This window comes from Paenibacillus sp. MAH-35, assembly GCF_058135425.1.
The window spans coordinates 22,396-45,170 of record NZ_JBYUPU010000033.1; the positions used below are offsets into that span (position 1 = coordinate 22,396).

Annotated in this window: 26 protein-coding genes and 1 riboswitch; all 26 genes read left to right on the forward strand. The window is 54.2% G+C overall.

The features are described from left to right. Positions 1–53: 53 nt before the first annotated feature. The 26 genes from prfA (at position 54) to nuoH (ending at position 22,719) form a co-directional block, all read left to right on the forward strand. On the forward strand, positions 54–1,121 hold the full coding sequence (gene prfA, locus AC3Y2E_RS25815; protein ID WP_190929205.1) for a peptide chain release factor 1: 1,068 nt from the start codon (positions 54–56) through the stop codon (positions 1,119–1,121). A 7-nt stretch (positions 1,122–1,128) separates the two neighbouring features. Beyond that, positions 1,129–2,022, forward strand: coding sequence for a peptide chain release factor N(5)-glutamine methyltransferase (prmC, locus tag AC3Y2E_RS25820; protein ID WP_379215559.1), 894 nt, complete (start codon positions 1,129–1,131; stop codon positions 2,020–2,022). A 73-nt stretch (positions 2,023–2,095) separates the two neighbouring features. Next, positions 2,096–2,887 carry a stage II sporulation protein R gene (gene spoIIR, locus AC3Y2E_RS25825; RefSeq protein ID WP_379215561.1) on the forward strand — a complete coding sequence of 264 codons (792 nt, stop codon included), beginning with the start codon at positions 2,096–2,098 and terminating at the stop codon, positions 2,885–2,887. Positions 2,888–3,023: 136 nt separating this feature from the next. Continuing rightward, positions 3,024–4,094, forward strand: a complete 1,071-nt coding sequence (locus tag AC3Y2E_RS25830; RefSeq protein WP_379215564.1) for an L-threonylcarbamoyladenylate synthase — start codon at positions 3,024–3,026, stop codon at positions 4,092–4,094. A gap of 68 nt (positions 4,095–4,162) precedes the next feature. Beyond that, a complete protein-coding gene (locus AC3Y2E_RS25835) occupies positions 4,163–4,729 on the forward strand; it encodes a manganese efflux pump MntP (RefSeq protein WP_379215566.1) in 567 nt (188 codons plus the stop codon). A gap of 96 nt (positions 4,730–4,825) precedes the next feature. Beyond that, positions 4,826–5,407 carry a low molecular weight protein arginine phosphatase gene (locus AC3Y2E_RS25840; protein ID WP_379215568.1) on the forward strand — a complete coding sequence of 194 codons (582 nt, stop codon included), beginning with the start codon at positions 4,826–4,828 and terminating at the stop codon, positions 5,405–5,407. A gap of 102 nt (positions 5,408–5,509) precedes the next feature. Next, a riboswitch (ZMP/ZTP riboswitch) is annotated at positions 5,510–5,590 on the forward strand. A 170-nt stretch (positions 5,591–5,760) separates the two neighbouring features. Beyond that, positions 5,761–6,219: a ribose 5-phosphate isomerase B gene (rpiB, locus tag AC3Y2E_RS25845; RefSeq protein WP_190929211.1), complete on the forward strand. Its 459-nt coding sequence runs from the start codon at positions 5,761–5,763 to the stop codon at positions 6,217–6,219. A gap of 48 nt (positions 6,220–6,267) precedes the next feature. Next, positions 6,268–6,885 (forward strand): TIGR01440 family protein, encoded by a 618-nt coding sequence (locus AC3Y2E_RS25850; protein WP_379215571.1) that lies wholly within the window; start codon positions 6,268–6,270, stop codon positions 6,883–6,885. Positions 6,886–7,127: 242 nt separating this feature from the next. After that, positions 7,128–8,375, forward strand: coding sequence for a serine hydroxymethyltransferase (gene glyA, locus AC3Y2E_RS25855; protein ID WP_190929213.1), 1,248 nt, complete (start codon positions 7,128–7,130; stop codon positions 8,373–8,375). Positions 8,376–8,661: 286 nt separating this feature from the next. Next, positions 8,662–9,291, forward strand: coding sequence for a uracil phosphoribosyltransferase (upp, locus tag AC3Y2E_RS25860; RefSeq protein ID WP_190929214.1), 630 nt, complete (start codon positions 8,662–8,664; stop codon positions 9,289–9,291). 22 nt (positions 9,292–9,313) lie between these two features. Then, entirely contained in the window at positions 9,314–10,456 is a 1,143-nt protein-coding gene (gene wecB / locus AC3Y2E_RS25865; protein ID WP_379215574.1) for a non-hydrolyzing UDP-N-acetylglucosamine 2-epimerase, read from the forward strand. 180 nt (positions 10,457–10,636) lie between these two features. Next, a complete protein-coding gene (locus AC3Y2E_RS25870; RefSeq protein WP_379215576.1) occupies positions 10,637–10,867 on the forward strand; it encodes an AtpZ/AtpI family protein in 231 nt (76 codons plus the stop codon). Beyond that, complete coding sequence (locus AC3Y2E_RS25875) at positions 10,864–11,235, forward strand: ATP synthase subunit I (protein WP_379215578.1); 372 nt, start codon at positions 10,864–10,866, stop codon at positions 11,233–11,235. The genes AC3Y2E_RS25870 and AC3Y2E_RS25875 overlap by 4 nt, the downstream gene beginning before the upstream one ends. Positions 11,236–11,273: 38 nt before the next feature. After that, positions 11,274–12,011, forward strand: a complete 738-nt coding sequence (atpB, locus tag AC3Y2E_RS25880) for a F0F1 ATP synthase subunit A (RefSeq protein ID WP_379215580.1) — start codon at positions 11,274–11,276, stop codon at positions 12,009–12,011. Between the two features lie 95 nt (positions 12,012–12,106). Next, positions 12,107–12,322, forward strand: coding sequence for a F0F1 ATP synthase subunit C (gene atpE / locus AC3Y2E_RS25885; RefSeq protein WP_379215582.1), 216 nt, complete (start codon positions 12,107–12,109; stop codon positions 12,320–12,322). A gap of 107 nt (positions 12,323–12,429) precedes the next feature. Then, complete coding sequence (gene atpF, locus AC3Y2E_RS25890; protein WP_379215585.1) at positions 12,430–12,915, forward strand: F0F1 ATP synthase subunit B; 486 nt, start codon at positions 12,430–12,432, stop codon at positions 12,913–12,915. Beyond that, positions 12,912–13,454 carry a F0F1 ATP synthase subunit delta gene (locus AC3Y2E_RS25895; RefSeq protein ID WP_379215587.1) on the forward strand — a complete coding sequence of 181 codons (543 nt, stop codon included), beginning with the start codon at positions 12,912–12,914 and terminating at the stop codon, positions 13,452–13,454. The genes atpF and AC3Y2E_RS25895 overlap by 4 nt, the downstream gene beginning before the upstream one ends. A 25-nt stretch (positions 13,455–13,479) precedes the next feature. Further along, entirely contained in the window at positions 13,480–14,994 is a 1,515-nt protein-coding gene (gene atpA / locus AC3Y2E_RS25900) for a F0F1 ATP synthase subunit alpha (protein WP_379215589.1), read from the forward strand. Positions 14,995–15,159: 165 nt separating this feature from the next. Beyond that, entirely contained in the window at positions 15,160–16,017 is an 858-nt protein-coding gene (atpG, locus tag AC3Y2E_RS25905; protein ID WP_379215591.1) for an ATP synthase F1 subunit gamma, read from the forward strand. A 284-nt stretch (positions 16,018–16,301) separates the two neighbouring features. Further along, positions 16,302–17,708, forward strand: a complete 1,407-nt coding sequence (gene atpD, locus AC3Y2E_RS25910; protein WP_379215593.1) for a F0F1 ATP synthase subunit beta — start codon at positions 16,302–16,304, stop codon at positions 17,706–17,708. Positions 17,709–17,828: 120 nt separating this feature from the next. Beyond that, positions 17,829–18,233 carry a F0F1 ATP synthase subunit epsilon gene (locus AC3Y2E_RS25915; protein ID WP_379215596.1) on the forward strand — a complete coding sequence of 135 codons (405 nt, stop codon included), beginning with the start codon at positions 17,829–17,831 and terminating at the stop codon, positions 18,231–18,233. Between the two features lie 511 nt (positions 18,234–18,744). After that, on the forward strand, positions 18,745–19,116 hold the full coding sequence (locus AC3Y2E_RS25920) for an NADH-quinone oxidoreductase subunit A (RefSeq protein WP_190929226.1): 372 nt from the start codon (positions 18,745–18,747) through the stop codon (positions 19,114–19,116). Beyond that, positions 19,101–19,619, forward strand: coding sequence for a NuoB/complex I 20 kDa subunit family protein (locus tag AC3Y2E_RS25925; RefSeq protein ID WP_190929227.1), 519 nt, complete (start codon positions 19,101–19,103; stop codon positions 19,617–19,619). Before AC3Y2E_RS25920 ends, AC3Y2E_RS25925 begins: the two co-directional genes overlap by 16 nt. Continuing rightward, on the forward strand, positions 19,616–20,608 hold the full coding sequence (locus AC3Y2E_RS25930; RefSeq protein WP_379215598.1) for an NADH-quinone oxidoreductase subunit C: 993 nt from the start codon (positions 19,616–19,618) through the stop codon (positions 20,606–20,608). Before AC3Y2E_RS25925 ends, AC3Y2E_RS25930 begins: the two co-directional genes overlap by 4 nt. A 3-nt stretch (positions 20,609–20,611) precedes the next feature. Further along, positions 20,612–21,712 carry an NADH-quinone oxidoreductase subunit D gene (locus AC3Y2E_RS25935; RefSeq protein ID WP_379215600.1) on the forward strand — a complete coding sequence of 367 codons (1,101 nt, stop codon included), beginning with the start codon at positions 20,612–20,614 and terminating at the stop codon, positions 21,710–21,712. Beyond that, positions 21,712–22,719, forward strand: a complete 1,008-nt coding sequence (gene nuoH / locus AC3Y2E_RS25940) for an NADH-quinone oxidoreductase subunit NuoH (RefSeq protein ID WP_317891223.1) — start codon at positions 21,712–21,714, stop codon at positions 22,717–22,719. Before AC3Y2E_RS25935 ends, nuoH begins: the two co-directional genes overlap by 1 nt. The last annotated feature ends 56 nt before the right edge of the window (positions 22,720–22,775 follow it).

Here is a 22,775-nt window from a genome sequence, read left to right on the forward strand (position 1 = left end):
TGGCCTTCTACGGCGTTCTGCCCTTTTGGGAGGAACAAGGAGGTGAAGGCGGAATGTTAGATCGGCTGCAGGCATTGGCGGACCGGTACGAGAAGCTGAGCGAGCTGCTCTGCGATCCGGACGTCGTTAACGATTCGAAGCGGCTTCGGGACTATTCGAAGGAGCAATCCGACTTGCAGGACGCCTATCAGGCGTATACGGAATATAGAAGCGTCTCCGAGCAGTATGAAGCGGCGAAGCTGATGCTTGGCGAGAAGCTGGACGATGAGATGCGCGAACTGGTCAAGATGGAGCTCGACGAACTGACGGAACGGAAAGCCGAGTTGGAATCGTCCATTCAAGTGCTGCTGCTGCCCAAAGATCCGAACGACGACAAAAACGTTATCGTCGAAATCCGCGGTGCGGCTGGCGGAGACGAAGCGGCCTTGTTCGCGGGTGATCTGTATCGGATGTACAGCCGCTATGCCGACGGGCAAGGGTGGCGGACGGAAGTGCTCGATACGAGCATGAGCGATCTGGGCGGATTTAAGGAAATCGTCTTTATGATCAGCGGCAAGGGCGCCTACAGCAAGTTGAAATACGAGAGCGGCGCGCACCGGGTGCAGCGGATTCCGGCGACGGAATCGGGAGGGCGTATCCATACGTCGACCTCGACCGTGGCGGTTATGCCGGAAGCGGAGGAGATCGAGGTGGACATCCACGAGAACGATCTCCGTATCGATACGTTTTGTTCCAGCGGTCCCGGAGGGCAGTCGGTGAACACGACGAAGTCGGCGGTCCGCATTACGCATCTTCCGACCGGACTCGTCGTCTCCTGTCAGGACGGAAAGTCGCAAAACTCGAACAAAGATAAAGCGATGCAGGTGCTGAGAGCGAGACTGTATGACAAGCTGAAGCAGGAAGAGGATGCGAAGTACGCAGGCGAGCGGAAAAGCAAAGTAGGGACGGGAGACCGAAGCGAACGGATCCGCACCTACAACTTCCCGCAGAGCCGCATTACGGACCATCGGATCGGGCTGACGCTGCACAAGCTGGATCAAGTGCTGAACGGCGATTTGGAAGAGATCATTTCCGCGCTCACGCTGGAAGCCCAGTCCGAGCTGCTGGAAAAAGGAGAGTAAGGCGGTTATGAATGATAAGCAATTTGCCGCTGCAACGACGATCCGGGAAGCCTGTTTGCAGGCTTCTTCTTTTTTGCTTGAGCAAGGCGTCCAGGATCACAATTCGGCCGCGGAATGGCTGCTTCAGCACGTGCTCGGGGTAAGCCGCAGCGAGTTTTTTATGCGCTGGAACGAGCCGTTCCCTGAGGAGTGCCGGGACCGCTGGAGCGAGGTGCTGACGCGGAGGGCGAAGGGAGAGCCGGTGCAATACATTACAGGGGAGCAGGAATTTTACGGGCTGCCGTTCCGTGTTACTCCGGCCGTCCTCATCCCGCGTCCCGAGACAGAGCTGCTGGTGGAGCGGATCGTCGCGGTCGGCCGCCGGTTGTGGCCGGATGGCCGGCCGCTTGTTGCCGATATCGGCTGCGGAAGCGGGGCGATTCCCGTAACGGTAGCTGTCCAATGTCCTTCCTGGGACGTGACGGCTACCGATATATCGGCCGATGCGGTCGAGGTTGCCCGCTTGAATGCGGCTGCCAACGGAGTAGGCGACCGTGTCCGGTTTTACGGGGGGGACTTGCTGGAGCCGTATATTCGGGAACGGATCACGATCGACATTCTGGTATCGAATCCGCCTTACATCGAGAGCGGCGATATGCCGCACCTTCAGCCGGAAGTGAGGGAGCACGAACCGCATCTCGCATTGGACGGAGGGCCTGACGGCTTGCGGTTTTATAGGCGCATTGTGGAGCAGACCGGAGAGCTTCCTTCGCGGCCGGCGGTTATCGGATTCGAGGTCGGCAGCGGACAGGCCCGTCAGGTGGCGGAGCTGATCCGGGAAAGCGGCGGCTGGGAGCGGATCGAGATCGTGAACGATCTGGCCGGCATCGAGCGTCATGTGATAGGTTCGCCAAAAATTTAATAGATTCATAGTTTAAGACCCCTCGCGTCTGTCCATACTGGGTACCAGGAAGACGAAAGAGGGGTTGTTACTTATGGTGAAACGGTTGCCTTTCCGCTCTTATTGGTTAGTAGGATTTGCACTTATCGTTATGATGACATGCTGGGATTCGAACCGGACACAAGCGGCTCTGCTCGAGTCGGGTATTCCGGAGGAAGCGATCCGGCTGCGTATATTAGCAAATTCCGACGCTCCTGACGATCAACTGGTCAAGATGCTGCTGCGGGACGAGGTTTCGCGTGAGATTAGCAGATGGGCAGGCGAGCCAAGCAATATTGAAGAGGCGAGGGACGTTGTCCGGGCTCATCTGCCGAAGCTGGAAGCGCTCGTGCAGGAAGTGCTGACGCAAAACGGATACAGCTACGACTACAAGGTCGAGCTTGGGCAAGTACCGTTCCCGGCCAAAATGTACGGCAATCAAGTATATCCGGCAGGCAACTACGAAGCGCTCCGCATTACGCTGGGCAAAGGGGAAGGGCAAAACTGGTGGTGCGTTCTGTTCCCGCCGCTCTGCTTCGCGGGAGGCAAAACCGGTACCGCGGCAGCGAAAAAGACGGAAGAGCCGAAGGAGCCTGCAGCAGCAGCCAAAGCTGGCGACCAAACGGGTACGAGCAAGGCGAGCGCAGCTAAATCCCTTGCAAGCAAGGCCGATACCGGCAAGAAAGAAACAGGCAAAGCGGAAGCATCTAAACCGGAAGCAAGCAAGAAAGACGCTGGCAAAGCAGCTGCTTCGGACGAAGAGGGCGCAGAAGAACCGGAGCTGAAGTTTTTCGTATGGGAAGTGCTTAAGAAAATGATCGGCTCGGTGAAAAGCGCAGTGGCCTAATATCATCTATTATTATCTGCAAGCTTGGCAGTGCTTATCGAATGCGGCGTGACAGTCCTGCCTATCCGCGCTATAATGGCAAGGACAATAATCGGGAGTGCCGGACCCCCGGACCCCCGAACTCGGTAAAGCAGGGATGAAACGAATGAATACGACAATATGGAAAGTACAATCGGATGCGTCCTCGGCGCATCCTTTCTTGACAGAAGCGGGAAGCTGGATAGCTCGCGGACGTACGGTCGCGTTTCCGACGGAAACGGTATACGGCCTCGGTGCCGATGCCGGGAATACGGCCGCGGTGGAAGCGATATTCGAAGCGAAGGGCCGTCCGTCCGACAACCCGCTGATCGTGCATATAGCGGATGAGGAACAACTGGACGCTCTGGTCCGGCACGTAGACGATACGTCTCGCCAGCTGATGCGGGCTTTTTGGCCGGGACCGCTCACGCTGGTGCTGCCGGCCAAGCCCGGTGCGGTGTCGCCCCGCGTCACGGCGGGACTGTCCACGGTGGCGGTGCGGATGCCCGCCCACCCGGTCGCGCTCGAGCTGATCCGCGCGGCCGGATGTCCCGTCGCGGCGCCGAGCGCCAACCGTTCGGGCCGGCCTAGCCCGACGCTGGCCTCCCACGTCCGCGACGATCTGGACGGCCGCATCGGCGGCATCGTCGATGGCGGCCCTGCCGGAGTAGGCGTCGAATCGACGGTCGTCGTCGTCGAAGCCGGCGGCGGCCGAATCCGCGTACTGCGACCGGGCGGCGTAACGGTTGCCGACATGCGCCGCGCTGCGCCCGGCGTGGAAGTGACGGTGGAGACCGCAGGGGAAGAAGCGCTCGCTCCCCGTTCGCCCGGAATGAAATATACCCATTATGCGCCGCAGGGCAAGCTGACACTCGTGCAGGGAGAACCCGAGGAAGTGGCGGCGTATATTCGCCGGATGCTGGCGGAAGCGAAACAGTCCGGCGAGCGGACGGGGGTATTAACCACCGCGGAGCGTACGGAACTGTACGAAGCCGATCGGGTCGTCCGTTGCGGCCATGAAGACGATATGGAAGCTGCCGCCAGGGAGTTGTATGCCGCACTGCGGCAATTTGACGAAGCAGGGATTACGTTAATATGGGCCGACGGGTATACGTCTTCGGACGGGATCGGACTGGCCGTGATGAACCGGCTGAACAAAGCCGCCGGCCACCGGATCGTACAAGTATGACAAGCTAGAATGTTTGCCGGATTGTCCGCATATGTTGGTTAGGAACATTGTGGACACGGGGGGATATCATGACAGCGCTGGCAACTGCGGCCGAGATGGGGCAACTGATCACGATAGTCGTTATGAGTATTGCTCTCGGGATGGATGCTTTTTCACTCGGAATCGGCATCGGGTTAAGAGGGGTACGGCTGCTGGATATTGCTAAAATCAGTTTGATCATCGGGTTGTTCCATGTGGTCATGCCGCTCGCCGGCATGTTCATGGGGCAATATCTGGGCTCGCTGCTCGGCGATGTCGCCACGATGACCGGCGGAGGGCTTCTGGTGCTGCTGGGCGGACATATGATTTTCAGCTCGCTTCGGGGCCAAGAGGTTAAACCGATCGATCATCGCACGTTATGGGGACTGACCTTTTTCGCATTCAGCGTCAGCATCGATTCGATGTCGGTTGGCGTATCGCTCGGCATGTTTTCCACCGACCTGGCTTTCACCGTCCTAATGTTCGGTTTGTTCGGGGGCGTGATGTCCGTATTCGGATTGCTTCTTGGCCGCAGGGCCGGACACTGGGTCGGAGAGTATGGGGAGGCACTTGGAGGAGTGATCCTGCTGGCGTTTGGTATCCGATTTTTGATATAAACGAATGCATGAGGTACAATAGATGCGTAATCTGCCGGTCGTGGCTGCCTAACTACACTTGACTGACATGTAGAAGCGGGAAAGCGGGGGAGACGGATGTACGAACGGATCTTATTTGTATGTACGGGCAACACGTGCCGCAGTCCGATGGCGGAAGGTCTATTTCGCAAGCTGGCGACGGAAGCGGGGCTGAACACCGAAGCCCGTTCGGCGGGGGTATCGGCATGGGATGGTTCGCCGATTTCGAAGCATTCCGCCAACATTTTGCGGAGCCGGGGATTTGCGGGCAGCTTGACTTCAAGCGCACTTTCCGGCGAGACAATAGCTTGGGCGGACCTGATTCTGACGATGACGACCGGGCACAAGCAGACGATCCTTCGCCGGTATCCGGAATCTGCGGATAAAGTGTACACGCTCAAAGAGTTTGCCGAGGACGACCCTTCGGTTACGGAAACGGTTGCGGAGCAGCAGCGGTTTCACTCCGAGCTGCAAATCAAGCAGGCGCTCGGACAGACGATTACAGATGACGAGCTTCGCCGGGCGAAGCAGCTTGGGCTCGGGATGCCTGATTTCGATATAGCCGACCCGTTCGGCGGGAACCAGGAAATCTACGAGCAATGCGCCGACGAGATCGAAACTTATGTCGTGAGGTTGATACGCAAGCTTGCGCAGGGCTGACCGCGGGCGGGCAGTTGCCCGCCCGGAGTGGCAGCAGGTGCGGAGATGGTTCTTCCGTCTTTACAGCGCTGACAGGATGCGTTATGATACAGGTAAGAGTAAGGACTCCGATGTAACTGGCGACAAGTGGAGATTACCACAATGGAGCATCGGGGAATACGGCCGGTCGCCTGGGCAAAGAGCAGCGGCGTTTCCACGTGGAACGCGAGTCATGCTCTTTTTTCGCTTTCCGTCGGTTATACTAGTACAAAGTCAAAGCTGACGGCATACCCCCGAGACGGGACCGTGTTCGCCGACGGGCATTTGAACTTGTACCAGGCGCAAGTCTAACTTCAGGAACGGAGGTAGCACGAATGAAAATCGCAATCGGTGCGGATCACGCGGGTTTCCGGTTGAAGGACGAGATCGTGGCTGTATTAAAATCGGAAGGGCATGAGGTGGAGGATTTCGGCTGCAATTGCTCCGATTCCATCGATTATCCGGACTATGCTGTGCCTGTGTGCGAGAAAGTGGCTGCGGGAGAGGCGGATCGGGGAATCCTCATATGCGGAACGGGGATCGGCATGACGATCGCCGCCAACAAGGTGCCGGGCATCCGCTGCGCGCTCGTGCACGATTTGTTCTCGGCCAAAGCGACCCGCGAGCATAACGACTCGAACGTGCTCGCTATGGGGGAACGGGTGATCGGACCCGGGCTTGCGCTCGAAATTGTGAAGGTGTGGATCGGAACCGATTTTTCCAAAGGACCGCGGCATGAAAACCGGATTCGCAAAATCAAAGAGCTTGAAGATAAATACGCGCTTCATCCATAAAGCCGGTTAAAGGCTCGGCTGAAGCTGACGGAAGGGGAGCGGCTTTCCGTGAGTAGCAAGCAGAAGGAAGAAGGGCTGAATCTGGCCCGGATCGGCAAGGACGTGGAGCAGGTTCTTCGCGAGCTGGTGCAGGTGGGCGGCATACGGCCGGGCCAGATCGTCGTGATTGGGACAAGCACAAGTGAAGTGATCGGCCGGCGGATCGGAACGTCCGGCACCGGAGCGGTAGCGGAGCATATTTTTCGGGCTGTCGATACCTTGCGGCGGGAAGCCGGCTTTTATCCCGCCTTTCAATGCTGCGAGCATCTGAACCGCGCGCTTGTCGTAGAGCGGGAGATGCTCCGCTCCTATCCTCAACTGGAGGAAGTATCGGTTGTGCCGGTGGGCAAAGCCGGCGGCTCAATGGCCGCATACGCCTACCGCCATCTGCAGGACGCTTGTGTCGTCGAAACGATCGCAGCACATGCCGGATTGGATATCGGCGATACGCTGATCGGCATGCATCTTCGCCGCGTTGCCGTTCCGGCACGTCCGTCGGTAAGGACGATCGGTCATGCTCACGTCACCATGGCTTATACCCGTCCGAAGCTGATCGGCGGGGTGAGAGCCGTATACGAGCTGGAACAGCCCGATCCGAAGGGCGGCGGCAGTACTTTTTGTGATTAGTCTGCAAGTGCGAGTTCAAAAAGTCCGGTTTTCAGCACCGAGAAGATGGGGTGAAGCTAGGAAATGAGGAGCGGAGCGTAGTGGGAGCTACGAGAGCACCGGAAGTTCCGGCTGAATTCCATATTCGATGTCGAGCAGGCTTCCTGATCTGCTTCGTGATCAAAAGTGGACTTTTTGAACAACCTTTACAAGATTTTATTATTATACACTTTACTACTATATAGCGGGAGGAACTGAATATTATGGAACATTTGCGTAAAGCCGATCCTAAGATTGTAGAAGCGATGAATTTGGAGCTGGGCCGTCAGCGTGACAAAATCGAGCTGATCGCTTCCGAGAACTTTGTCAGCCAGGCCGTTCTGGAAGCTATGGGAACCGTACTTACCAATAAATATGCGGAAGGATATCCGGGCAAACGTTACTATGGCGGCTGCGAATACGTAGATATCGTCGAAGATATCGCTCGCGACCGCGCGAAAGAGCTGTTTGGCGCAGAACATGCCAACGTTCAGCCGCACTCCGGCGCTCAAGCGAACCTGGCGGTTTATCTGGCGGCTTTGAAACCGGGCGACACGGTACTCGGTATGAATCTGGCCCATGGTGGCCATTTGACTCACGGCAGCGCGGTTAACGCATCCGGTATTTTATATAATTTCGTAGCATACGGAGTCAGCGAGACGGATTCCCGCATCGACTACAACGAAGTGCGCAAAGCTGCTTTTAAGCATCGTCCCAGAATGATCGTAGCCGGAGCAAGCGCATACCCGCGCATTATCGATTTCGAAGCGCTCGCTTCGATCGCGAATGATATTGGAGCCTTGTTCATGGTTGATATGGCTCACATTGCAGGTCTCGTTGCTGCGGGTCTTCACCCGAATCCGGTTCCGCACGCACACTTCGTGACCACAACGACTCACAAGACGCTTCGCGGTCCGCGCGGCGGGATGATCCTGTGCCGCAAGCCTTGGGCGGCAGCGATCGACAAAGCTGTATTCCCGGGCACGCAAGGCGGTCCGCTGATGCATATCATCGCCGCTAAAGCGGTAGCGCTTGGCGAAGCGCTGCAGCCGGAATTCAAAACATACGCGCAAAAGGTCGTCAACAACGCAAAAGCGTTGTCCGAAGCACTTCTCGCTGAAGGACTCGACCTGGTGTCCGGCGGTACGGACAACCACTTGATGCTGATTGATCTGCGCAACATCAATCTGACCGGCAAGGACGCCGAGCATCTGCTCGACGAAGTCGGCATTACTTGTAACAAAAACGCCATTCCGTTTGACCCGAACAAGCCGATGCTTACAAGCGGCGTGCGCGTCGGTACGCCGGCCGCTACTGCCCGCGGCATGGATGAAGCGGCGATGAAAACGATCGCGAAAATCATCGCGCTTACGCTCAAAAACCCGACCAGCGAATCGGCTCATAACGAAGCACGCGGCCTGGTGAAAGACTTGACCGCTCAATTTCCGCTCTACGCGGGACTTGGCTATTAAAATGATAAGCAATCCGTTGAAGGGGACCGCTAACTTGCGGTCCTCTTTTTTTTCGTTCGAACGTCGCTTGTAGAATGTGGCCCATCGGATTGAGGAGAATGTAGTAGATCCCGGAATTTAGGGAATGCTAAATGCGGTTTAAAGCGCGCCGGGAGCGGGCAAAAGTTTCGTGCAACGAGATACGTACAGTGATATAATAGACAAGGTTCGCCTTCGACAGGAAAAACCAGATGCAACAAGCATTCGACGCCGATCGTACCGACGGATGCTGCCCGGGAGGACGTTTATGAGCAAGGTTTACGTGTGTGATCATCCGCTGATTCAACACAAAATGACTTACATAAGGGATAAAAACACGACCACAAAAGATTTCCGCGAGCTGGTGGACGAAGTGGCCACGCTTATGGCCTATGAGATTACGCGGGATATTCCGCTTGTCAGCGTAGAAGTGGAAACGCCGGTACAAAAGGCGGAGAGCAAAATCATCTCAGGCCGGATGCTCGGCCTTATCCCCATATTGCGTGCTGGGCTCGGCATGGTAGACGGCATCCTGAAGCTGCTGCCCGCCGCCAAAGTCGGACATGTCGGCTTGTACCGCGATCCGGACACCTTGCAGCCGGTCGAGTATTACGTGAAGCTGCCTACAGATGTGCAGGAGCGCGAGCTGATCGTCATCGATCCGATGCTGGCGACCGGAGGTTCAGCTAACGCCGCTATCGAAGTATTGAAGAAACGGGACTGCAATCAGATCAAGCTGATGTGTTTAATCGCCGCACCGGAAGGTATTCAGGCTGTACAAGAGGCCCATCCGGACGTTGACATCTACGTGGCGGCCGTCGACGAGTGTCTAAACGATCACGGCTATATCGTACCGGGATTGGGAGATGCCGGGGACCGGCTGTTCGGCACGAAATAAACCGAAAAAGGGGAAACGAAGCATGAGCCGCATTCGGGTAATGACGATTTTCGGCACACGGCCGGAAGCGATTAAGATGGCGCCGCTTATACTGGAGCTGAACAAGCGTACCGAGCAGATCGAATCTTTGGTGTGTGTAACCGCCCAGCATCGGGAGATGCTCGATTCGGTTATGGAGATTTTCGGAATCAAGCCGGATTACGACTTGAATGTGATGAAGGAAAGGCAGACGCTCAACGAAGTTGCGATTCGTGTCCTCCAAGGACTGGAGCCGGTCCTGAAGGAAGCGAAGCCGGATATCGTGCTGGTGCACGGCGATACCGGGACGACGTTCCTGGCGAGCTACGCCTCGTTTATGCAGAAGATCTCGATCGGACACGTCGAGGCCGGTCTGCGCACGTGGAATAAAATGTCCCCGTATCCGGAAGAGATGAGCCGCCAGCTTACGGGTGTATTGGCGGACTTGCATTTTGCTCCGACGGACTGGTCTGCCGACAATTTGCGTAAAGAAAACAAGTCGGAATCGTCCATCTACGTGACGGGCAATACGATAACCGACGTGATGTCGCATCTTGTGAAGGAAGGGTATACCCATCCGGTGCTCGATTGGGCGAAAGGACGCCGTCTCGTACTTGTAACCGCTCACCGCAGCGAATCGCTTGGCGAGCCGCATAGACGGGTATTCCGGGCGATTAGGCGGATCGCCGACGAGTTTGACGATATCGCCATCGTGTATCCGGTGCATCCGAATCCGGCCGTTAAGGGGCCTGCGCACGAGCTTCTCGGCGGGCACGAGCGGATCAAGCTGATCGATCCGCTGGATGTGACCGATCTGTATAACTTTTATCCGCATACGCATTTCATTCTTACGGATTCGGGCGGCATTCAAGAGGAAGCGCCTTCCTTCGGAATCCCGGCGCTCGTGCTGCGGGATACGACCGAACGTCCGGAAGGAGTCGAGTCCGGGGTGCTGGAGCTCGTAGGAACGGACGAGCAGCTCATCTACGAGCGCGCCAAAACGCTGCTAAGCGACAAGGCGGCTTACGAGCAAATGAGCAAAGCGGCGAACCCTTACGGGGACGGACGCGCTTCCGAGCGGATCGTCGACGCTATTTTGCATCATTTTGGCAAGCGCGGACAAGCTCCCGAGCCATTCCGCATATAATGTCGAAATAAAGAGGGAGAACCGTACAGCGCAACTGTACACTGTATGGTTCTCCGAATCCGGGAACCGTTGAAGCACAAGGGTTGATGCGTTTCCCGTTCACACAATGTTTGATTTTATATCAATTGACAAAAGAGGTATGGCTTCGATACAATAATGGGGGTTAACAGGAGATCATGTATGCAAAAACGCAAATCCGACAATAATCCATGGAGAGCGGTAGGTTTGGCCGGTGCTGTCGGCGTCGACCTTGCCGTGTGCATTCTCCTCGGCTATTTAGGCGGGAAATGGTTGAGCGACAGAGTGGGCGGCCAGAAGATTTATATCGCGCTCGGGGCTTTGGTCGGGCTGTTTGTGGGATTTGCCAGCGTGATCGTATTGATTAGATACTACTTAAAGGACACCAAATGAACGATCTGTCAGGGTTTCTGAAAACGATCTCCAAGCTGTCCCTGTTTGTGTTTGCGGCCGGCCTAATCCTGTGGGCGTTACTCGTCTCTTATCGCCCCTATATCGCAGGGTTATTGCTAGGCAGCGCAGTTAGTTTGTTGAATTTTGTCTATTTGGGTTTAAAAACGAGGCAATTGGGCGATTTGATCGTGCAGGGAGAGAAAAAGCGCATCAACCTCGGTTTTTTGACGAGGGCAGCTTTGGCCGTATTGGCGGTCATGGTCGCCTATAAGTCGGAGCACTTCGATCTGGCTTCGACGGTAATCGGATTGTTTTATGCACAGACGGCTGCGTTCGTTTTGGGCTTGTTTACCGTGTACAGGAAATGAAGCAGTGGATTCTACAATGGAAAGGGGTGAAATAATCGATGCATGATTTTCCCATATGGAAAGTAGGGGCGCTGGAAATCGATTTGTCGACGTTTCTGGCCATTACCGTTACGTTCATCGCCGTCTTCATTTTGGCGCGGCTTGCGGTAAGAAACTTGTCCGTTGACAATCCGTCCAAAATGCAAAACTTTATGGAGTGGGTCATCGAATTCGTACACAATATCGTGGCGAGTACAATGCCGCTCAATAAAGCGAAATCTTACATTTCGCTGGGTCTTACCTTGATTATGTTTATATTCGTGGCCAACTTGCTTGGTCTGCCCTTCGGGATCGTAACCCACCATGAGCATGAGCTGTCTTTGTTCGGATATCCGATAATAGGACACGAGTTCGCTTGGTGGAAATCGCCTACGGCGGATTTCTCGGTTACTTCTGCACTGGCCATTATCGTGTTTGTCCTGGTGCACTATCTGGGTCTGACACGGAACACGAAGCATTACCTGAAACACTATTTCGAGCCGTTCTGGTTCTTCTTCCCGCTGAACATCATCAAAGAATTGTCCAAGCCGCTTACGCTTGCTCTTCGTCTTTATGCGAACATTTTCGCGGGAGAGGTTCTGATCGCGACGATCTTGATGGCCGGACTTTGGGGAACACCGCTACTTATGGCTTGGCAAGGTTTCAGTATTTTCGTCGGCGCCATCCAGGCGTTCCTGTTCACAATTCTCACAATGGTTTACATCTCGCAAGCAACGGTGCATGAAGAGCACCACTGATCCGCTTTCCTTGAATTCGATCCGAACCGGCACACTGTCTCTAGGATTGAAAATATATGAACCCCAAAAAGTTGAATCAATAGGAGGATTTTAAAATGACGTTTTTAGCAGCAGCATTAGCAATTGGTTTGGGCGCGTTGGGCGCAGGTATCGGTAACGGTTTGATCGTCAGCAAAACAGTTGAAGGTATCGCTCGTCAGCCAGAGCTCCGTGGAACTCTGCAAACGACTATGTTTATCGGTGTTGGTATCGTCGAGGTTGTTCCGATCATCGGAGTCGTCTTGGGCTTCCTGATGTTCTTCGGTGCTTAATCAATAAGGTGGTTTAGGCGGGGAAGGCCCTATGCCGTCCGCGCCTTCGTTTTGATCATTCCGATTTGTACGGTTGCAGTAGCTTTTAGAAGGGAGTGTGACCAGTCATGGCATGGAATTGGGAGTCGTTTGTATTTGCGCTTGTGGCATTTGCAGCTCTCTACTGGTTATTGAATAAATATGCATTCGGTCCGCTTTTCGGAATTATGGAGAAGCGCAGATTGCAAGTTCAAGATCAAATGAAATCTGCCGAACAAAACCGGGCGGAAGCCTCGAAACTGCTCGACGAGCAGAAAAAAGCGATTCAAGACGCCCGCAAGGAAGCTTACGAGCTGATCGAGCAGGCGAGAACGACGAGCGTTCGCCAGGCGGACGATATCGTCCAGCAGGCTAAAGACGAAGCGGTTCGCATCAAAAACGATGCGCTCAAAGATATCGAATCCGAGAAAAACAAAGCGATTATCGCTTTGCGCAGTCAAGTTAGTGCTTTGTCCGTATTAATCGCCTCGAAAATTATCGAGAAGCAGCTGGATGAGAAGTCGCAGCAAGAGCTTGTCGACCAATACCTGAAAGAGGTAGGGGGCAAAGTATGAGCAAGGAGACCATTTTGGCGAAGCGGTATGCCAAAGCGTTGTTCGAAGTAGCCCGGGAGCGCGGTAAAGTTTCCGACGTGGAACAAGAAATCCAGGTGATTGCGGGGGCGCTTGATGCGAACCCGGAATATGTCAAGCTGCTCGAGCACCCGAACATTGACGCTTCCGTTAAAACATCCATGCTCAAGCAAGTGTTCGAAGGCAAAGTGTCCGAAGAGTTGCTGAACACGCTTCAGTTGCTTTTGCAGCGGGGAAGAGAATCGGTTATCCGCGATCTCGCCGTCCAGTACTCCCTTATTGCGAATGACGCGTTGGGTCAAGCCCAAGCGAAAGTATACACACCTCTTCCGCTGTCGGCGGAAGAATCCGATAAGATTGCAGCGGCGTTCGGCCAAGTAGTCGGCAAGACGATCCGTGTAGAGAACATTGTAGAGCCTAGTCTGCTGGGAGGGCTTCAAGTCCGCATCGGCGACCGGCTGTATGACGGCAGCTTGTCCGGCAAACTGCAGCGGATGGAAAAAACGCTGAATCAAGCTTAAATGCCAAAGTTAGGGGTGAAGTTCGTTGAGTATCAGACCTGAAGAAATCAGCACGCTGCTTAAGCAGCAAATTGAGCAATATAAATCGGATATCCAAGTGTACGATGTCGGTACGGTTATTCAGATCGGGGACGGGATCGCCCGTGCGCACGGTCTGCAAAACGTTATGGCCGGTGAGCTTCTGGAATTCTCCAACGGCGTTATGGGGATGGCTCTTAACCTCGAGGAAGACAATGTCGGTATCGTTATCATGGGTCCTTACACCGACATCCGCGAAGGCGATCAAGTAAAACGGACGGGCCGCATCATGCAGGTGCCGGTAGGCGAAGCTCTTCTCGGCCGCGTCGTTAACCCGCTCGGTCAGCCGGTAGACGGCAAAGGTCCGATCGAAACGTCCCATTTCCGTCCAGTTGAATCGCAAGCACCAGGCGTTATTGACCGTAAATCGGTTCATGAGCCGATGCAGACGGGTATCAAAGCGATCGATGCGATGGTTCCGATCGGCCGCGGTCAGCGCGAATTGATTATCGGCGACCGTCAAACAGGTAAAACGTCGATCGCGATCGATACGATCATCAACCAAAAAGGCAACGGCGTCTTGTGTATCTATGTCGCCATCGGCCAAAAGCAATCCACGGTTGCAAACGTTGTGGAAACGCTCCGCCGCAACGGCGCTCTCGATTACACGATCGTCGTAACTGCAGGCGCTTCCGAGCCTTCTCCGCTGTTGTTCCTTGCTCCGTATGCAGGCGCAGCGATGGGCGAATACTTTATGTTTAGCGGCAAGCATGCGCTCATCATTTATGATGACTTGACCAAACAAGCAGCAGCTTACCGCGAATTGTCCCTGTTGCTCCGTCGTCCTCCGGGCCGCGAAGCTTATCCGGGCGACGTATTCTACTTGCACTCTCGTTTGCTGGAGCGCGCAGCGAAGCTGAGCGACGAGCTGGGCGGCGGTTCCTTGACCGCGTTGCCGTTTATCGAGACTCAAGCGAGCGACGTTTCCGCATACATCCCGACAAACGTTATTTCCATTACTGACGGACAGATCTTCCTGGAGTCCGACTTGTTTAACTCGGGACAACGTCCGGCGATCAACGTCGGTATCTCCGTATCCCGGGTAGGCGGATCCGCACAAATCAAAGCGATGAAAAAAGTTGCATCGTCTTTGAAACTTGACCTTGCCCAATACCGCGAGTTGGCTGCGTTCTCTCAGTTCGGCTCCGACTTGGATAAGAGCACTTTGGCTCGTCTGAACCGCGGTCAGCGCACGCTTGAGATTTTGAAGCAGGGCGTAAACCAGCCGCTTCCAGTTGAGAAGCAAGTTGTCTCGATCTATACAGCGGTAAGAGGTTTCCTCGACGATATTCCGGTGCAAGACGTCCTTCGTTTCGACCGCGAATTCCTCGCATATGTGGATGCAAACTATCCGCAAATCTATGCAAGCATCCGCGACACGAAAGACTTGACGGCTGATAACGACAAGCAGCTTGTCGAAGCGATCGAGAAGTTCAAAAAAGGATTCTCGGTGTCCGCTTAATGACGAACACAACGGTAGAGCGGCCTAGCGGCCGCTAGATCGTATTCAATAGAGGCATCTGCCAACGGACGGAGATGCTTGCTAAGTTAAGCTTTTGCTCCGCAAAAGCTCAGGTTATGCTTACGAAGTTAGCTTTCCTTCGGAAAGCTCTAAGGTGGTGAAAGCATGGCAAAAGGAATGCGCGAAATTAAACGCCAAATCAAGAGTACGCAAAACACGAAGCAGATCACCAAAGCGATGGAGATGGTCGCAGCTTCCAAGCTGAGAAGATCCCAGGAGGCGGCCGAAGCGGCTCGTCCTTATGCGGAGAAGATCAAGGAAGTCGTAACCAGTATTGCTGCGGGTACGAAAGGAAGCTCCAATCCGATTCTCGTATCCCGTCCGATCCGTAAAACCGGTTATCTGGTCATTACCTCGGACCGCGGTCTGGCTGGCGGCTACAACGCTAACCTGCTTCGTAAATTGATGCTCACGATTCGTGAAAACCATAGCTCCAAGGACGAGTACGTTGTATTCGTAGTAGGACGTAAAGGCCGCGATTTCTTGAAGAAGAGAGGCGTTCCGGTCATCGGGGAAGTTACCGGTATTTCGGATTCGCCGAAGTTCGCCGATATCAAGGAGCTCGCATCGCTTGCGGTAAATAACTTTGCGGACGGGAAGTACGACGAGCTGCATCTCGTCTACAACAAATTCCACAACGCTATTTCCCAAGAGCCGGTCTTGAACCGAATCCTGCCATTGGATATGGGAGAAAGCGGACAGGCGGCGGATTACGAATACGAGCCGTCGCAGGAGGAAGTGCTTGACGTACTGCTTCCGAAATACGCAGAGACGCTTGTTTACAGCGCTTTGCTGGAAGCAAAAGCAAGCGAATTCGGTGCGAAAATGACTGCGATGGGTAATGCTACACGCAACGCTACGGAAATGATCGCCCGTTACACGCTGATGTACAACCGTGCCCGCCAAGCTTCGATTACCCAGGAAATATCCGAGATCGTTGCCGGCGCGAACGCTCAAGGTTAATCTTTGCTACAAGATCCATAGTTCCTGTAAAGGAACTTATATGCGAACATGCGGGCTTTTCTTATGGAAGTGTTCGGTTCTGGTAAGAGGACGTTTCTTCAGAAAAGCTCTGTGGAGCTTATAACGATACAAGGTTTTCTGCGGGAAACCAGGCTGTTGCTTACAATGCAAGTTTTCCTTCGGAAAACTGGGTAGTTGCTTACGATGCGAGTTTTCCTGCGGAAAACGAAGTGTGTGCTTACGATGCAAGTTTTCCTACGGAAAACTTCTTAGGAGGGAAAAATATGAATAAAGGACGCGTTTTGCAGGTAATGGGACCTGTCGTCGACATTGAGTTCGATAAAGGCCACCTTCCTGAGATTTTGAATGCGGTCAAGATTCAAACGAAACCGCAAAACTCCAACGAGCCTGAAATCAACCTGACTGTAGAAGTCGCGGTTCACTTGGGCGACAACGTAGCGCGTTGCGTAGCGATGTCCTCCACGGACGGACTGGTCCGCGGCACAGAAGCGGTTGACCTTGGCAAGCCGATCAGCGTTCCAGTCGGTAACGTTACTCTCGGCCGCGTATTTAACGTTCTGGGCGAGCCGATCGACAATGCAGGCGATGTGGAAGCCGGACAAAAAGATCCGATTCACCGCCAAGCCCCGGCATTCGAAGAACTGTCCGTTCAAGCGGAAGTTCTGGAAACAGGCATCAAAGTCGTTGACCTTCTCGCTCCTTACGCGAAGGGCGGTAAAATCGGTTTGTTCGGCGGCGCGGGTGTTGGTAAAACGGTATTGATCCAGGAATTGATCAATAACATCGCGCAAGAGCATGGCGGTATCTCCGTATTCGCAGGCGTAGGCGAAAGAACTCGTGAAGGTAATGACTTGTACCACGAGATGAAGGACTCCGGCGTTATCTCCAAAACGGCGATGGTATTCGGACAAATGAACGAACCGCCAGGAGCGCGTCTGCGCGTTGCCTTGACCGGTTTGACGATGGCTGAATATTTCCGTGACAACGAAGGTAAAGACGTTCTTTTGTTCGTCGACAACATTTTCCGCTTCACCCAAGCGGGTTCCGAGGTTTCCGCCCTTCTCGGCCGTATGCCTTCCGCGGTAGGTTACCAGCCGACACTGGCTACCGAGATGGGTCAGCTGCAAGAGCGGATTACTTCCACCAAAAAAGGTTCCGTTACTTCGATCCAAGCGATCTACGTTCCGGCGGACGACTACACTGACCCGGCTCCGGCTACAACGTTTGCTCACTTGGACGCTACGACCAACTTGGAGCGTAAAATTTCCGAGATGGGGATTTATCCGGCGGTTGACCCGCTTGCTTCCAGCTCGCGGATTTTGACTCCGGAAGTTGTAGGCGAAGAGCATTACAACGTCGCTCAAGGCGTCAAACGGATTCTCCAGCGTCAAAAAGAACTTCAAGACATTATCGCGATTCTCGGGATGGACGAATTGTCCGATGAAGATAAAGTCATCGTACTTCGCGCCCGTAAAATCCAGCGTTTCTTGTCCCAAGCGTTCCACGTCGCCGAGCAGTTCAACGGTTTCCCGGGGCAGTATGTTCCGGTTAAAGATACGGTTCGCAGCTTCAAAGAAATTTTGGAAGGCAAGCATGACGACCTTCCGGAAGCGGCGTTCCTGTTCGTCGGCACCATCGAAGAAGCGATTGAAAAAGCAAAATCGATGTAAGGATAGCCGGATGACCGTGCCATGCTGATGCTTCGGTGATATTATGCATTTGTCACGTGGTGCATCAGCTTTGGCACATGATGAAGCTTTCGGTATCGAAAGCTCTCAGGAGGAATTTGCGTGAGTACTTTTCTATTGGAAGTGGTAACGCCCGAGCGGAAAGTATACGCTCAGGATGTCAATATGATCGTTGTAAAAGGCGTCTCCGGTGAGCTCGGAATTCTTCCGAACCATATTCCTATGGTAACCCCGCTCAAAATCGCACCTGTTGCTGTGAAACAAGGGAACAAAACCGAGTATATCGCAGTCAACGGCGGATTTATGGAAGTACGCAAAGATAAAGTGGTCATTTTGGCGGAATCGGCCGAAATGCCTGCAAGCATCGATGTCGATCGTGCTCGTGCCGCAAAAGAACGTGCGGAAAAGCGCCTCGGCGAAGCAAGGAAGGACGAGATCGATTTCCGTCGCGCCGAGCTTGCCTTGCAGCGTGCGATGAACCGGATCGATACTTCGACAAGAAAGTAATGCATATATGAGCAGAGGAACTGATTCCTTTGCTTTTTTTGTGTGCATAGATATTCGTTTGAATGGTATAATTACAAATGTTGGGATTTGCTGCGACCCATTGCATAGTTGGCTGGCTAATTGCGTAGATTTAACTTAGCCAGGCTTTGGATGAAATGCCGGAGCTTATAGGATGAGCGGGCAATAGTTATGCCGATCGGCAACCCGTTTCGGGCTGCTGGACTAGCTCTTCCTTTGTACTAGCCTGATTCGTGCGATTTAGAGTGAAAATTGATTAGAGACGGATTTTTGGCATAGACGGGGCCCCGAGCATTTGTTACCATTACGAGAGGTGGCTTGGCCACAGGCTTGACGCGACTATCTTTGCAACAGGAGCGGCGGTCAGGGAAGGCGCTTCCTTCAATAGACGCCGTTATCCCTTTTTGTTATAATTGTGTGGGTGTTTATTAGAAAAATTTTCTGGTTTCATCAGAAAAATTCATAATACGCCATGAGGCGGGGAGGCGATGAAATGGCGCTTTACAGTAACAATTACGTGCTAGTTGCCATCTTTATTGGGCTCGGGATTATACTGCCGATCGCAGCTTTGACGCTCGGCCGGTTGCTGCGCCCGAACAAGCCGACGGCAGAAAAGCAAACGACTTATGAAAGCGGTAACGATCCGGTCGGGGAAAGCCATGTCCGGTTTAATATCCGTTACTATTTGTTTGCTTTGATGTTCGTTATCTTTGACGTCGAAACGGTGTTTTTATATCCTTGGGCTGTCGCGTATGACTTTTTGGGATTATTCGCGCTGGTTGAGATGCTCATTTTTGTCTCCCTGCTCGTAGTAGGGCTAATTTACGCCTGGAAAAAGAAGGTGCTGCAATGGAGCTCAATTTAGAGAAAATCTCGCCCGAAGAGCGGAGCGAGTTCGAGCGCAACGTATTTACGACGACGCTCGACCAAGTGAAGGCATGGGCGCGCAGCAGTTCGTTGTGGCCGTTAACGTTCGGTCTCGCATGCTGCGCCATCGAGATGATGGGTACCGGCGGAGCGCATTATGACCTGGACCGTTTTGGCGTTATATTCCGGACATCTCCCCGGCAGTCCGACGTTATGATCGTAGCGGGCACGGTGACGAAGAAGATGGCGCCGCTGCTTCGACGTCTGTATGATCAAATGCCCGAGCCGAAGTGGGTTATTGCGATGGGGTCGTGCGCCACTGCCGGCGGACCGTATATTAAATCGTATGCTGTCGTTAAAGGAGTCGACCAGATCGTCCCTGTTGATATTTATATTCCTGGATGCCCGCCGAACCCGGCTGCTCTCATTTACGGGATCAATAAGCTTCAAGAGAAGATTCGCTATGAGGCGAAAACCGGGAAGAGGGTGACCAACTCGTGAGCGAAGAAAACAACAGCAACGACAAAAAGGTAGAAAGCGCAAACAATCCTGCGGCTGATAGTCCTGCTGCCGATCATTCGGCTTCGCCTCCTAAAGAAAGCGCTGCACCCGAACAGGCTGATGATGCAGTCGGTACGGCTGCCAATGCTGTTGAACCGACGGATGAGGAAAAAGAAGCGAAGGCAAAAGCTGCCGCAGAAGCAAGAGCAGCCCGTGCTGCAGCCCGCGCACAGAGAGCCGAGGGCGGAGAAAGCGCCCCGGCGGCTGCGGAGCTGACCGACGAAGAGAAGGAAGCGAAGGCAAAAGCCGCCGCGGAAGCAAGAGCAGCCCGTGCTGCAGCCCGCGCCCAGAGAGCCGAGGGCGGAGAGGGTGCGCCTGCTCCGGCTGCAGAAGCTGGAGGCGATGAGGAAGCGAAGGCGAAGGCTGAGGCAAGAGCGGCCCGCGCTGCGGCCCGTGCCCAGAGAGCCGCAGGCGGTGACGGCGGAGCCGAGGACGGTCCCAAAGAACCGTCTCCGAAGCAGCCGCTGCTCGACCGTATCGTTCAGCTGATCAAGGAAAACGTATCGGATCAAGCGGTGGTGGAAGGGGTTATTAATGAAAGAGACCGCCATCTGCCGACGCTGACCATTCATCCCGATCACTGGGTTGCCGTAGCCGACTTTGTGAAGACGAACGAAGAATTGCAATTGACCTATTTGAGCAATTTGAGCGGGGTCGACTACGAGACCCATCTGGAGACGGTATACTACGTCTTGTCCATCTCCAGCAAGCAAGGCTATTGCTTTAAAGTAAAAACGAACCGGGACACCCCATCGATTCCGTCCGTGACTCCCGTATGGGCAACGGCCAACTGGAACGAGAGGGAAGTGTACGATTTGCTCGGCATCGATTTTCCGGGTCATCCAGACTTGCGGCGGATCATGATGCCGGACGATTGGGTCGGCCATCCGCTTCGCAAAGATTATGAACCGATTGATCCGGAGGTGTGACCTTTGATTCGGACCGAAGAACTGCTACTGAACGTAGGCCCTCAGCATCCGAGCACTCACGGCGTATTTCGCGTTATCGTCAAACTGGACGGAGAAGTGATCACGGAGGCTACGCCTGTAATCGGATATTTGCACAGGGGAACGGAGAAGCTTGCGGAAGATTTGACCTACACGCAAATTATTCCTTATACCGACCGGATGGATTACGTATCTGCGATGACCAACAATTATGTGCTCTGTCACGCCGTAGAGACGATGATGCAGCTGGAAATACCGGAGAGGGCGCAATATTTGCGCCTTATCGTCATGGAATTGCAGCGGGTTGCGAGCCATCTGGTATGGTGGGGCACGTACCTGCTGGATATTGGCGCGCTCAGCCCGTTTCTGTTTGCCTTTAAGGACCGGGAGACGATTGTCGACCTGTTCACCGAGCTGTGCGGAGCCCGGCTCACTTACAACTATATGCGGGTAGGCGGAGTGAAGTGGGATGCTCCTCCGGGGTGGATCGAGAAAGTGCGTGCGTTCGTGGCGTATATGCACGGGCAATTGAAAGTCTATGACAACCTGGTCAGCGGAAACGAAATTTTCCTGGCGCGGATTAAAGGTGTCGGCAAATATTCGGCCGAGGAAGCGATCAATCTGGGGCTGAGCGGAGCGAACCTGCGCTGCACCGGGGTGAAGTGGGATTTGCGGAAAGACCAGCCCTACAGCATCTACGACCGCTTCGACTTCGACGTTCCGGTAGGCCAGAACGGAGATTGCTACGACCGTTACCTGGTCCGGCTGGAGGAGATCCGCCAATCGCTGCGGATACTGGAACAGGCGATCGAGCAGTTCCCGGCCGAAGGCGAGACGATGGGGAAAGTGCCGCGGGTGATCCGTCCCCCGGAGGGCGAAGCTTACGTCCGGATCGAATCGCCGCGCGGAGAGATCGGCTGCCACATCGTATCTAAGGGAAAAGATAAGCCGTACCGGCTGAAATTCCGCCGTCCGTCGTTCGTTAATCTGCAAATATTGCCGCAGCTGCTTGTTGGCCAGCCGATGGCCAATATGATCATGATTTTGGGCGGAATCGACATCGTCCTCGGGGAGGTGGATGGCTGATGCTTAGTTTGTTAGCCGAACAACTGACTTGGGCGAACTTCGGCATTATGTTCGCTGTTGCGGTGTTATTCCTGCTTCTCATACTCGGTTATGTCACATACGCGATTTATTTCGAGCGGAAGGTGATCGGCTGGATGCAGATGCGGCACGGACCGACCCGGACCGGACCGCTTGGTCTTCTGCAGACCGTCGCAGACGTTCTGAAGTTGCTTCTTAAGGAAGATACAATTCCGAAAAAAGCGGACCGCGAGCTGTTTATCCTTGCGCCGGCGATTACGTTCGTCCCGGCCTTTGCCGTGCTTGCTACCTTTCCGTTCACGAAAACTTGGCAGTTTGCCGATCTGAATGTAGGGCTGCTGTATTACGCCGCCTTGTCCAGTATTTCCACGATCGGGATCGTGCTTGGGGGCTGGGCGTCCAACAATAAATACTCGCTGCTCGGCGGCATGCGTTCCGCAGCGCAGATGATCAGTTATGAAATTCCGCTTGTCATGTCCATGGTAGGCGTTATCCTTATGACCGGAAGCCTGAATATGCGCAAGATCGTCGAGGCGCAGGGCAACTGGTTCTGGGAATGGAACTTCCTTCCGCAAATTATCGGGTTCGCCGTATTTATTGTGGCAGCCATCTCCGAGCTGAACCGTACGCCGTTCGACCTTCCGGAGGCGGAGTCCGAGCTGGTGGCCGGCTACCACGTTGAATACAGCGGATTCCGTTTCGCTTTCTTCATGTTGGCGGAGTACGTCTATACGTTTGCAATCGCAGCGCTTACGACGGTATTGTTTCTGGGAGGATGGCATGCGCCGTTCCCGTTCCTGGACTTTGTGCCCGGGATTTTGTGGTTTTTAATTAAAATGTCGTTCTGCGTCTTCTTCATGTTCTGGCTGCGGGCCACGCTGCCGCGCGTCCGTATCGATCAGCTGATGGGGATCGGCTGGAAAGTGCTGCTGCCGCTTGCGCTCGCCAACATCTTTATTACGGCGATCGTGAAGGAGATCTTGCGTTAACATTACCGAACAGTACGAGAGACCGGAACCGACTCCGGTCTGTCGCACGTGATTGA

Excerpts from the sequence above, each read along its gene's own strand:
- prfA (WP_190929205.1), top strand. The coding sequence starts at position 54 with ATGTTAGATCGGCTGCAGGCATTGGCGGACCGGTACGAGAAGCTGAGC.
- prmC (WP_379215559.1), top strand. The coding sequence starts at position 1,129 with ATGAATGATAAGCAATTTGCCGCTGCAACGACGATCCGGGAAGCCTGT.
- spoIIR (WP_379215561.1), top strand. The coding sequence starts at position 2,096 with ATGGTGAAACGGTTGCCTTTCCGCTCTTATTGGTTAGTAGGATTTGCA.
- AC3Y2E_RS25830 (WP_379215564.1), top strand. The coding sequence starts at position 3,024 with ATGAAACGAATGAATACGACAATATGGAAAGTACAATCGGATGCGTCC.
- AC3Y2E_RS25835 (WP_379215566.1), top strand. The coding sequence starts at position 4,163 with ATGACAGCGCTGGCAACTGCGGCCGAGATGGGGCAACTGATCACGATA.
- AC3Y2E_RS25840 (WP_379215568.1), top strand. The coding sequence starts at position 4,826 with ATGTACGAACGGATCTTATTTGTATGTACGGGCAACACGTGCCGCAGT.
- rpiB (WP_190929211.1), top strand. The coding sequence starts at position 5,761 with ATGAAAATCGCAATCGGTGCGGATCACGCGGGTTTCCGGTTGAAGGAC.
- glyA (WP_190929213.1), top strand. The coding sequence starts at position 7,128 with ATGGAACATTTGCGTAAAGCCGATCCTAAGATTGTAGAAGCGATGAAT.
- upp (WP_190929214.1), top strand. The coding sequence starts at position 8,662 with ATGAGCAAGGTTTACGTGTGTGATCATCCGCTGATTCAACACAAAATG.
- wecB (WP_379215574.1), top strand. The coding sequence starts at position 9,314 with ATGAGCCGCATTCGGGTAATGACGATTTTCGGCACACGGCCGGAAGCG.
- AC3Y2E_RS25870 (WP_379215576.1), top strand. The coding sequence starts at position 10,637 with ATGCAAAAACGCAAATCCGACAATAATCCATGGAGAGCGGTAGGTTTG.
- AC3Y2E_RS25875 (WP_379215578.1), top strand. The coding sequence starts at position 10,864 with ATGAACGATCTGTCAGGGTTTCTGAAAACGATCTCCAAGCTGTCCCTG.
- atpB (WP_379215580.1), top strand. The coding sequence starts at position 11,274 with ATGCATGATTTTCCCATATGGAAAGTAGGGGCGCTGGAAATCGATTTG.
- atpE (WP_379215582.1), top strand. The coding sequence starts at position 12,107 with ATGACGTTTTTAGCAGCAGCATTAGCAATTGGTTTGGGCGCGTTGGGC.
- atpF (WP_379215585.1), top strand. The coding sequence starts at position 12,430 with ATGGCATGGAATTGGGAGTCGTTTGTATTTGCGCTTGTGGCATTTGCA.
- AC3Y2E_RS25895 (WP_379215587.1), top strand. The coding sequence starts at position 12,912 with ATGAGCAAGGAGACCATTTTGGCGAAGCGGTATGCCAAAGCGTTGTTC.
- atpG (WP_379215591.1), top strand. The coding sequence starts at position 15,160 with ATGGCAAAAGGAATGCGCGAAATTAAACGCCAAATCAAGAGTACGCAA.
- atpD (WP_379215593.1), top strand. The coding sequence starts at position 16,302 with ATGAATAAAGGACGCGTTTTGCAGGTAATGGGACCTGTCGTCGACATT.
- AC3Y2E_RS25920 (WP_190929226.1), top strand. The coding sequence starts at position 18,745 with ATGGCGCTTTACAGTAACAATTACGTGCTAGTTGCCATCTTTATTGGG.
- AC3Y2E_RS25925 (WP_190929227.1), top strand. The coding sequence starts at position 19,101 with ATGGAGCTCAATTTAGAGAAAATCTCGCCCGAAGAGCGGAGCGAGTTC.
- nuoH (WP_317891223.1), top strand. The coding sequence starts at position 21,712 with ATGCTTAGTTTGTTAGCCGAACAACTGACTTGGGCGAACTTCGGCATT.